General features: G+C 44.4%; 8 protein-coding genes. 7 read left to right on the forward strand and 1 reads right to left on the reverse strand.

Features of this window, described 5'->3' with window-relative positions; translation table 11 throughout:
- Window positions 1–44: 44 nt before the first annotated feature.
- Window positions 45–1,829, reverse strand: a complete 1,785-nt coding sequence (locus tag MKY92_RS12810) for an ABC transporter substrate-binding protein (protein WP_339301016.1) — start codon at window positions 1,827–1,829, stop codon at window positions 45–47.
- A 134-nt stretch (window positions 1,830–1,963) separates the two neighbouring features.
- Between MKY92_RS12810 and MKY92_RS12815 the strand changes: the two genes are divergently transcribed.
- The 7 genes from MKY92_RS12815 (at window position 1,964) to fabD (ending at window position 10,973) form a co-directional block, all read left to right on the forward strand.
- Window positions 1,964–3,583 (forward strand): DUF4173 domain-containing protein, encoded by a 1,620-nt coding sequence (locus tag MKY92_RS12815; RefSeq protein WP_339301018.1) that lies wholly within the window; start codon window positions 1,964–1,966, stop codon window positions 3,581–3,583.
- A gap of 91 nt (window positions 3,584–3,674) precedes the next feature.
- Window positions 3,675–4,025: a hypothetical protein gene (locus MKY92_RS12820; RefSeq protein WP_336759800.1), complete on the forward strand. Its 351-nt coding sequence runs from the start codon at window positions 3,675–3,677 to the stop codon at window positions 4,023–4,025.
- Window positions 3,962–4,843 carry a membrane protein insertase YidC gene (gene yidC, locus MKY92_RS12825; RefSeq protein WP_339301021.1) on the forward strand — a complete coding sequence of 294 codons (882 nt, stop codon included), beginning with the start codon at window positions 3,962–3,964 and terminating at the stop codon, window positions 4,841–4,843. Before MKY92_RS12820 ends, yidC begins: the two co-directional genes overlap by 64 nt.
- 370 nt (window positions 4,844–5,213) lie before the next feature.
- Window positions 5,214–6,050, forward strand: a complete 837-nt coding sequence (bacA, locus tag MKY92_RS12830; protein ID WP_256704411.1) for an undecaprenyl-diphosphate phosphatase — start codon at window positions 5,214–5,216, stop codon at window positions 6,048–6,050.
- A 169-nt stretch (window positions 6,051–6,219) separates the two neighbouring features.
- Complete coding sequence (locus MKY92_RS12835) at window positions 6,220–6,963, forward strand: hypothetical protein (RefSeq protein WP_221824842.1); 744 nt, start codon at window positions 6,220–6,222, stop codon at window positions 6,961–6,963.
- A gap of 15 nt (window positions 6,964–6,978) precedes the next feature.
- A complete protein-coding gene (locus tag MKY92_RS12840; protein ID WP_339301023.1) occupies window positions 6,979–7,659 on the forward strand; it encodes an MBL fold metallo-hydrolase in 681 nt (226 codons plus the stop codon).
- Between the two features lie 20 nt (window positions 7,660–7,679).
- On the forward strand, window positions 7,680–10,973 hold the full coding sequence (fabD, locus tag MKY92_RS12845; RefSeq protein ID WP_339301025.1) for an ACP S-malonyltransferase: 3,294 nt from the start codon (window positions 7,680–7,682) through the stop codon (window positions 10,971–10,973).
- Window positions 10,974–10,995: the final 22 nt, after the last annotated feature.

The raw sequence follows: 10,995 nt of genomic DNA on the forward strand, positions 1-10,995 counted from the left end.
CGCATCATGAAATGAAGGTATTCTTATGCTCTTTTAACGAGCATTCACGGAAACCAGATATGACGCAGGTTCACCCAGCCCTGGCTGTTGAAAGATAGGCCGCGCACCGAAGGCAGATAAGCGGTTTCTACTGGCTTTTCGGATAAATGGAATAGTAAATTTTGATCAACCAAAAATTGCTCAATTCGATCTAATTCATAAGTTCGATCTTCTGCGATGGGAGAGGCGACGATGGTTTGCAAGATCTCATGGATCGTTATACGAGCAGAATCTTCCAGATGCTCAGACAACGTGGAGTAGAGATCATATCTTCTCAGTTCTTCGTCCCTGTCCCGAATCAAAGAAAAGAGAATCAGATCAGATTCCAGCCGCAGATCTCCTTTGAACTGCTCCATTGTGCCTGTGCGGACGGTACAGGAAAAACCGCACTGCTCCAGTATGGACGCCAGATGTTGAGCATCCCTGCGATATTGTGGAATGGTTGCAATGTGCAAGGAGATGGGACTGGAGGATACTGAACTTATAGGTATATCGCTAAAATTCTCTGGGTGGACAGCCCCGGTACTCACGGCATCAGAATTGAAAACCTTGATTTCAGAGTCATCTGCATGTCCGACATCTCTATACATTCCAGCAAGGCATGACTGAAGGTGTGCTCTTACTTCCGGATCGTTTAACGGTCCGGTTTTTTGCGTATTACACGTGAGTAATTTATGAACCATCACCCCTGCACTTATCTGTGTCCAGTCTGCACCCGCAGACGAAGACGGATTATGAACAAGATGAAAGAACGGAGTTTCGATATCTTGGCTATCGTCCATTTTTGCCGAGGCACTCCACGGAATCTGCAGGATATCTACCCGGTCCATATGTGCTCTACCTTGAAAATACGATGAAAAGGCTTCAAGTCTGCACAAGTGATCATCCCAGGCGGTGACCTTGAACGGTCCGGTCCCAACAGGTTTTTGCATCCCATGCACATCACTCGAATGCTTCATCTTATGTTCGTTTGTTCCTGGTGAGGGTACAATCGCCGCACGACTTGTTGTCAGGAAGGACAAAAACAATTCATGAGGATCTTTAAGCTGGAAACACACGGTTAAGGAATCGACCGCTTCAATTGACAGAATCTGTTTACTTACATCACGGTACAGTGTCCGGCGATCTGTAGATTGCAGCCGTTCGAACGTATGCACAATATCATGGGCCGTCAACAACTGACCATCGTGAAATGTAATCCCTTTTCGCAAATAAAAGATCCAGGTCTTTCGGTCTGCACTGACATCCCAGGTATGAGCGAGACATGGGAGAATCTCTCCCTGTTCACCCCGCTGAACCAACCCGTCAAAGACATGGCTGGTAACAAAGGATTCAGCTAATAGATTAATGAACAGCGGATCAAGGGCATGAAGCTGTTGGCGCAGGGGCAACCGAAGCGTATCAATCTGCTCATTATTGGTGCCGGCTTCCGTATGATGTCCTGAATACCCAAGCAACCACTGGTTTAGATGATCCTGCATGATTGTTGAACTGGAGAATGCGCTCACCTGCTCGGCAGCTTCCTGTAACTCCCGGCGATTCATGGCCTGCATCATATATTCTGCGGCGATTTGATCAGCCGGAACAAGCAAGGTCAGTGAAGAACGCCGACCCCGGCCACGCTGGGAAACCCAACGAATCCAATCATGGGCAACCATCTTTTTGACAATCGTTAACGTATTGCGGTGTGTACAATTTAGCAACTCAGCGAGATCGGCGAGTGTAAGTTCATGTTCTGTATGGTGACCGTAATGACGATGTAACAGCAGATATTGCTGATGTAATTTCAAGTGTTGATTCCCTCCTGGAGGTGAACTCTGACTTATTCCTCTAAAATAAGAAGTTTTGTCGATTTTAATTTCTATTTATATTCCTATTTTATCATCTAGAATATAGCATAGAAAGGTTAATGGAGGTTTTTCCCATGATTGATAAAATAATGGCTTCACCGCAACGCGCTCTAATCACGCTACTGTCTGCATGGATGCTGGCGATCATTCACCAGTATTTATTCTATGGTAATGAGATTGGCGTATCGTATCCTATCTTTGTAATTCTCTTTTATGTGTTCATGTATCTGTTTGCAAGGGACCGCATGAGGTCTTTCAAGTTAATTGATGCTTTTGTAGCGGCTGTAGTGCTATTGTTGTCGCTAACGTTCCTGTTATGCGACAATGAACTGCTGTATGTTCTTAATTTTCTGGTCATACCTGGCGTAGTTATCTTACATATGACGTATCTGATGGGCAGAAAACAGAAGCAGTGGTGGGAGATTGGCTTGATTGGTACGGCTATTGACCACTTGCTGCCTCAAGCCATACGTCATTGGGGGACTGTTGCTGCTATTGCTGTGAGAGCACGCGCGCGTGGCATGGGCAAATCCCAGAAAACAGTTGTTTTCAAAGTACTCATTGGTCTTGTGGCGTCCTTGCCTATCCTCATTGTAGTCGTTGCATTACTGTCCTCTGCTGACGGGGTCTTTGATCAGTATTTAGCCGGTTTTCCGGAGTGGCTGAATCAATTGGCTTTTACTCCAGGGATACCGAGAATCATCTGGATTGTCATCGCAGGTGTATTGCTGTTCGGTTATGTATGGGGATTTGTACAGCCAATGCAATATGAGGCAGAGAAGAGAGCGAACGCACATTGGAAAAATGGAGCAGCATCCACGGTTGATAAGCGTGATCACACCTATATATTCTCTCCTGTGGACCCGGCCACTGAAGGTCAGGTTACCAATAAGATTACACCCGAGTCCGAACGCACTCCGGTTCATCGGGAACCATTCAGATTGGACCCCATCATTGTGGGGACGATGCTGATTGTCATTAACTGTGTGTACGTTTTGTTTGTTCTTGTACAGTTTTCGTATCTGTTTGGTGCAGGAGAGGGGCATCTTCCGGTAGATCTGTCTTACGCAGATTATGCGAGAAGTGGATTCGCAGAGTTAATTCTCGTCACAGGTATTAACTTCTTTATTCTTATTGTTGCTTTGCAGTATACCCGTTCGAGTGGCAAAGCGGGTTCCATCGTGCATCAGGTACTTCTCCTGATTCTGGTCAGTTGTTCAGCAATTATGTTGTATTCCGCGTTTATGCGCCTAAATCTGTATGAGCAGGCATATGGATATACGTACATCCGCTTCCTGGTACACGCATTCATGATCTTCCTCGCGCTCCTGTTGCTGATTGCCGGCCTTCGTATACGGTACACATCAATACCGCTGATTCGCTGGTATATTGTGCTGGCGCTCACAGCTTATGTTGCAGTCAACTATGTGGGCATGGATAAACGGATTGCCGAGCTGAATATTGAACGTTATCATCAGACTGGCAATATTGATGCAACCTATCTGGCGAGTCTGTCAGCAGATGCAGTTCCGTTACTTCATGAGTTTGCTCTGGAGGAGTATCCGGATCTCAAGAGGGAAATGCTGGAACGTCAAGCATATCTGGATATGGATACATCAGATCGTTCCTGGCCTTCTTATAACGTGGCAAGACACCGAGCTGAGCTAGAGTTGTCCAAATTGAGAACGGAATAGCTGAATAGTAGTTTTTTCACGTACGGATTTATGCAAAAGCAATATGTAAGTGTTATAATATAAAAACTAACCTATAAAGGGGGTGAATCCCTTGTTTGAACTTCAGGAACTATTACCGTATTTATTCTCGATTGGACTCATCTTCACCGTCAGTTATGCCTATATCGCCCATCTTCACTGTGGCATGACAGAGTATTGGATGGAAGGTAGCGCCGGTGGTGGACTTGAACCAGTACTTCCCGCTTTGAGTTTGGACAGACAACACAGACAGGAAGTCTGGAGCCGCATGATCAGACGAAGAGAAGCTCCCGATGAAGATGATTCAGATTGTCATTCCTCGTTGAACGATTGGTCTACAAATCAACGAGGAGGATATATATGGAAAACAAGACCAACAAGGGATTCACTTTTAGATCGGGCAAGGGACGGATCTATGGCCTGATTGCCATTTTGTTTGCAGTCATGCTGCTTGCCGGATGCAGCAACAACGTGTCGGAGATTACTTCGTCGACACCGGGATTTTTTAATCACTATATCGTATTTCCACTGTCGTACCTGATTCAGCACATTGCAACTATATTTAACGGAAGCTACGGGGTCGCGATTATCGTGATTACGCTGGTCATTCGTTTAGCGCTGTTACCCTTGATGATGCGTCAAGCCAAGTCCCAGCAGGGAACACGAGTCATTATGAACGCCATGAAACCCGAGATGGATGCGCTCAAGAAAAAATATGAAGGCAAAAATGACCCTGCTGATAAGCAAAAGCTGTCTCAGGAAACGATGGAGCTGTACAAGAAACATAAGTTCAATCCACTGAACATTGGTTGCTTGCCGATGCTCATTCAGTTGCCTATACTTTCAGGTATTTACACAGCCATCCGACTTACACCGGAGTTATCCTCCCACTCGTTCCTGTGGTTCAAACTGGGAGCGCCGGACTACGTACTCGCAGTGGTGGTCGCGGTCATATATCTGATTCAAGCCAAGGTATCACAAGCCAATATGGCGCCTGAGCAGCGAAAACAGTTCGCTATTATGGGTTATCTCTCCCCATTGATGATGGCATTCTTTTCTCTTACAGCTCCGGCAGCAATGCCGCTCTACTGGACAGTTGGGGGTTCATTCCTTGTACTACAGACATTATTGTTCCGCAAAATGTACCCGGTGGAACATCCACAGGAGCCTGCTACGATTGAGGTGAAAAAGATCAAGTCTGTGCAACATAACAAGTCCAGAAAACACGCCAAGTCACAGTGACTTGAGGCGACATCACAACTACGCTATTTCACCCTATGGAGCAGACACGTCGTCTACTTTATAGGGTGTTTTCGTGAGAGTGGAAACGAGTGATCAAAGAACAATTCTCATCACTCAACAGGCTTTAGTATATAAGGTAAGGGGTTGACATATTTATTGTATAAGGGGGTTTCAGGTCAAGTCCAGTTTGAACATGATGAGGTAGATATATGGAATAAAAACAAATAAAATTTATTCATTGGATTTATTGACAAAATTTGATGCATCCATTACCATTTTGTTTAAGAGTTTTGGGGAGGAGCGAATCTAGTGTAAATGTTTATCAAAATATAACGTTTTTTGTGAATTCATACCACGATAAATTTAATTCATTGGATCTGGAGGAAAATTAGTGGATATTATTATCGGGCTTATACTAGGTATAGTGGAAGGACTTACGGAGTTCGCCCCAGTGTCATCTACAGGTCATTTGATTTTGGTGGGACATTTGCTAGGTTTCGAGGGTACTGTGCGTGCTTCGACATTTGAGATTGTAATCCAACTCGGTTCAATCCTGGCTGTGGCTTTTCTGTTCTGGAAACGAATTCTCAGCATCCTCGGTATTCATGTTGGAGAAGATCGGAAAGCGACTAAGTCTACGGAAAAATTAACACTTATTCATATCATTATTGGTGTTATCCCTTTTGGTGTTGGGGGCGTATTTTTTTACGATTACATAAAAGAGGTTTTGTTCAGTGCTCAAACGGTTGTTGTAACGTTAATCCTTGGCGGGATTCTGATGATTGCAGCCGAAATATTCAAACCAAAAAAGCCGGCTGCAGAAACATTGGATCAAGTCACTTACCGGCAGGCTTTAATCGTAGGTCTGTTCCAGTGCTTTGCACTTGTTCCCGGTTTTTCGAGAATGGGTGCTACGCTATCGGGAGGTTTGCTAGCAGGCATGAGCCACAAAACAGCCTCGGAATTTACGTTTATAATGGCACTTCCTATTATGTTCGGTGCTTCACTGAAGGATTTATACGAGAGCTGGGATTATCTGTCGGTTGATGATCTTCCCTTATTTATTACGGGGTTTGTGACTGCTTTTATTGTAGCCATGATTGCAGTTAAATTTTTCCTGAAGTTGATTAACCGGATTAAACTGATTCCTTTTGCAATCTATCGTTTTGTATTGGCAGCCGCTTTTTGGATCTTTTTGCTAAACTAGAGCATTCTTATTATCTATTACATGTGAATAAATTAACCGTCGCCGGGAGTCTTATCCATGATCAGTGTTTTTATCAACTCACATTGAAAAGGAAAGATTCCCTTTTGCTTTTTTTTGGAAATAGGTAGTTATCAAGGGAGATTCATCTACTGGGGTGGGAGCGCAAAATATGACACCATTCATCATAAAGCAAAGCATCATGTTTGTCATACTGTATGGAATCCAATTTTTGATCGGTACGATTGTACTCAAATATCAGTTGCGTGTGAATTACGCTCGTAAAATTGTTCATTTCATGTCTTTTATTACACCAATGGCTATTGAATTGATCGTGAGTTCCAGTACAGGATATACCGGGCCCATTTTTATCGTCGGAATGCTGATGAACTGCGTTATTATGCTCATTTATATTAAGCCAATTCGCGAGAAAAGTGTATTGGTTCAACGCATGTTTGCTTCTTTTGATCGTCCAGAAGATCGTCCTCATACTTTGCTGTGGATGAATACGCAATTAATTGCCGGCTACGTCGTTCTGGCACCCTGCTTTCTGTATTTTCAAAGCATAGGTTATGGTACGCTGGCCTTTATTCCCGTTATCATCAATGGACTAGGAGACGGGCTTGCCGAACCGATCGGTATTCGCTTTGGAAAACATAAATATCGTGTTCATGCCTTATTTTCGAAGAAAAAGTTTACGAGAAGTATCGAAGGCAGTTTATGTGTGTTCCTATCCGCAGTATTGATCCTTTTGGTGTTTGCAAGCAGTTTTACAGTTCCACAATTAGTTGTTGCACTGCTGGTTCTTCCTATAGCTGTAACTCTAGCTGAGGCATTCTCACCCCATACTGTAGATACACCGTTTATACTTATCGTTGGTTTTGCGTGTTTGTACATGATCATTTCATTTGTTTAACAAGGAGAACTTCATATGACAACCAGTGAATACAAGGTGATTTCTATTAAATCCAGTTATGAAGCATTCATTAATTATAGCTATATTGTCGTTGATGAAACGACCCGGGAGGCAGCGGTTATTGATCCTTCCTGGGACCTCGAAGCCATTCTGGATTCCCTGGAAGCTGAGCAGGCCAAACTCACACACATCCTGTTGACACATTCCCATACGGATCATGTACATCTTGTGGGGGCATTGCTTGACCGTTTTAATCCTCAGGTTTATATGGGGGGTGCCGAAATTGATTTTTTTAGGTACCACTGTAAGAATTTGAAGCCTATAAAGGATCGAGATGCCGTTTTGATGGGCAATACGCTAATATCCTGTATAAACACCCCAGGACATACGCCGGGCTCTATATGCTATTCATTAACAAATCATATTTTTACAGGAGATACTTTGTTTGCAGAGGGATGTGGCATATGCTCCGAACGCGGAGGGGATCCAGGTGCGATGTATCAGAGTTTGCAAAAAATACGGCAGCAAATAAACCCTTCCGTCAGGGTATACCCTGCACATTCATTTGGCATTGAACCGGGTCAGACACTTCAGATGCTGCTTGAGAGAAACATATATTTTAATATTTTCGATGAAGAACAGTTTATTGCTTTCCGGATGAGAAGGAATCAGCCGGATGCCAAAAGCTTTGTGTGAAGGAACAAGAGGAGTGGCATATGAAAGAAAACATTGTTTTTATGTTCTCCGGTCAGGGTTCACAATATCTTCAAGCGGGAAAAGAATTATACCGGAGTTATTCGGTATTTCGCCGATGGATGCAGCAGATGGATCGTTGGGTTCAAGACATCGGCGGCAGATCCATTATACAGGAATTATATGATTCAAATCGGCCTTATTCTGATAGTTTCGAAGAAACTCTAATTACACATCCCGCCATTTATATGCTGGAATATGCGCTTGCAAGGACATTAATGGAGAACGGGGTTATACCCACAACCGTTGTTGGTACCAGTTTGGGGGAGTTCGCTGCAGCGGCTGTATCCAACGTAATAACTCCCAAGGCGGGACTGGAAGCAGTGTATAGACAAGCTGAAATTATACACAGGACTTGTATTCCGGGAGGTATGCTGGCTGTATTGCATAGTCGTGACATCTATGACACTAATCCGGAGCTACATGCGGAGTGTGAGCTTGTTGCTGTGAACTCGTCAAATCATCTGGTCATCTCGGGGGAGTTGAAAGGGCTTACAATAGCGGAGAATTGGCTAAAAGGCGAAGGGATTTCTCATGTCAGACTGTCTGTTACTCATGGCTTCCATTCAGCCTGTATCAATCCTGCGGCCAAAGAGTATTTAGCCTATCTGGACAAGCTGTCTTACGATGCACCCCAGATTCCGCTTGTCTCTAGCTTGACCGGACAAGCTGTCACCAAGGTATCAACCGATCATTTTTGGCGAGTTGTCAAGGAACCGATTCTTTTCTCTCAGGCGATATCTCATATAGGAGAAAAGAAACCGGATAGTATATTTCTGGATTTGGGGCCTTCGGGTACACTTTCCAGCCTCATAAATCAGATTAGCCACAGGAAGGAACGAACATATATAACCATGACTCCCTTCCATCAGGATGCAAAACATGTGGAAGAGATCATTAGTCGTTACGCCAATTCGCATGAAACTGGAGGGGATGAACCTTTGTGGGCATATGTATTTCCAGGGCAGGGATCACAAAAGTTGGGCATGGGTGAAGGATTATTTGAGCAGTTTCCAGAGTTGACCCGGCAGGCGGATGATATTCTTGGATTTTCCATTCAGGAACTGTGCTTGTACGATCGGTCTCAGCAATTGAGCCTGACAGAATATACGCAGCCGGCTTTGTTTGTTGTTAATGCCATGATGTATCTACATAAAATCAAGGAAACGGGCAGAAAGCCAAGTTTGGTTTCGGGCCACAGTCTGGGAGAATACAATGCGCTTTTTGCCGCAGACGTATTTGATTTTGCTACAGGATTGAAGCTTGTACATAAAAGAGGAGAAATCATGAGCATGGCCCCTAAAGGGGGGATGGCCGCGGTTATCGGTTTAACCGAGAGTGCATTGAAGACAATCCTTCAACGATTTGGACTATATCAATTGGATATCGCCAATCTGAACTCCCCGACCCAAATTGTTTTGGCAGGGCCTCAAGAAATCATTGATCAGGCCAAACCAATTTTTGAACAAAACGGTGCACAGATGTATATCCCTCTCAGGGTCAGCGGCGCATTTCATTCGCGTTATATGGAAAAATCAGCCAAACAATTCGATCAGCATCTCCAGCGTTATACATTTTCCGCTCCTACGATGACCGTCATCTCAAATTATACAGCCCGACCCTACCGTACAAATGAAATTCATGCCAATTTGGTCCACCAAATTACACATCCGGTTCGCTGGTCTGAAACGGTACGGGTTCTGATGGGCATGGGCGTAAACACAATAGAAGAGATCGGTCCAGGCAATGTGCTGACTAAGTTGGTTACCAAGATTCAGACAGAGTGCGAACCCATCGTATATCGTCCTGAAGACATGTCTGTCAAACCATTATCGTCAGCAGTCCACCCCGATACTCCAACTCCAATATCATCCGTTGTACAGCCTAGCAACCAAGAAACTCGACTGGCCGAGTCTCTTGGCTCGAAACCCTTCAAAAAGGACTATAATCTGAAATTGGCCTATTTGACAGGTGCAATGTACAGAGGCATTGCTTCGGCGGAGATGGTTGTTAAAGTGGGGCAATCGGGAATGATGGGCTTTTTGGGCACAGGGGGGTTAAGCCTGAAGCAGATCGAAGAAGGAATCGATTATATACAACACCATTTACAGGATGGACAGGCATATGGGTTAAATCTTCTTCATCAAATGACACATCCTGAACGTGAAGAAGAACAGGTTAACTTATTACTACGTAAAGGTGTAAATACAGTAGAGGCTTCTGCCTTCATGGGTGTTACTCCGGCATTAATCAAGTACCGTGCCCATGGACTGAAGCGTTCATCAGACGGGCGGGTATCCGCAACCAATCGCATTATTGCCAAAGTATCCAGACCTGAAGTGGCTGAAGCATTTTTAAGCCCCGCTCCGGAATTCATGGTTGAGAAGATGTTGAAGGAAAACAAGATTACATCTGTTCAGGCAGAACTCCTGAAAAAAGTACCCATTGCAGAGGATCTGTGCCTTGAGGCTGATTCGGGTGGACATACAGATGCGGGTGTGGCGTATGTCCTGCTGCCTGCCATGGTTCGTCTTCGCAATACAATGATGGAAAAGTACGGTTATTCGAAAGAAGTCCGCATTGGTGCTGCCGGTGGTATTGGTACACCTGAAGCAGCAGCAGCTGCTTTTTTGCTCGGAGCGGATTTTATCGTAACAGGTTCAATCAATCAATGCACGGTTGAAGCAGCTACTAGTGACGCTGTCAAAGATTTACTACAGGATATGAACATTCACGACACGGAATATGCTCCTGCTGGAGACATGTTTGAGATTGGAGCCAAGGTACAGGTTCTCCGCAAAGGTGTATTTTTCCCCGCCAGAGCGAACAAGCTCTATGATTTGTACCGGCAGCATGATTCTTTAAATGACATTAGTGAAAAAAACAAACAGCAGCTGGAAAACAAATATTTCAAAAAAACCTTTGAAGAAGTATATCGCCAGGTCGTTCAGTATAGATCTCCGGAGGAAATACAAAAAGCCGAACAGAATCCCAAATACAAAATGGCATTGGTGTTCAAGTGGTATTTTGCCCACAGTACGATGCTTGCAATGGAAGGAACAGCAGGTCATCAGGTCGATTATCAAATCCACTGTGGTCCTGCCTTGGGAGCTTTTAATCAATGGGTGAAAGGCACACCGCTGGAGGACTGGAGAAACCGCCGCGTAGCTGAAGTGGGCATAAAGTTAATGGAAGATACGGTTTTGGTTATGCAAGAGCGCCTGAAACAATTGGCTATGGCCGTTGAGATGAACTAACTTTTAGCATTGTGGGGACAGG

The sequence above is a fragment of the Paenibacillus sp. FSL R5-0623 genome (assembly GCF_037974265.1).
Classification (GTDB): Bacteria; Bacillota; Bacilli; order Paenibacillales; family Paenibacillaceae; genus Paenibacillus.

Bases quoted from the DNA above. Each gene is read 5' to 3' on its own strand.
- yidC (WP_339301021.1), top strand. From the start codon at position 3,962: ATGGAAAACAAGACCAACAAGGGATTCACTTTTAGATCGGGCAAGGGA.
- MKY92_RS12835 (WP_221824842.1), top strand. From the start codon at position 6,220: ATGACACCATTCATCATAAAGCAAAGCATCATGTTTGTCATACTGTAT.
- fabD (WP_339301025.1), top strand. From the start codon at position 7,680: ATGAAAGAAAACATTGTTTTTATGTTCTCCGGTCAGGGTTCACAATAT.
- MKY92_RS12815 (WP_339301018.1), top strand. From the start codon at position 1,964: ATGATTGATAAAATAATGGCTTCACCGCAACGCGCTCTAATCACGCTA.
- MKY92_RS12840 (WP_339301023.1), top strand. From the start codon at position 6,979: ATGACAACCAGTGAATACAAGGTGATTTCTATTAAATCCAGTTATGAA.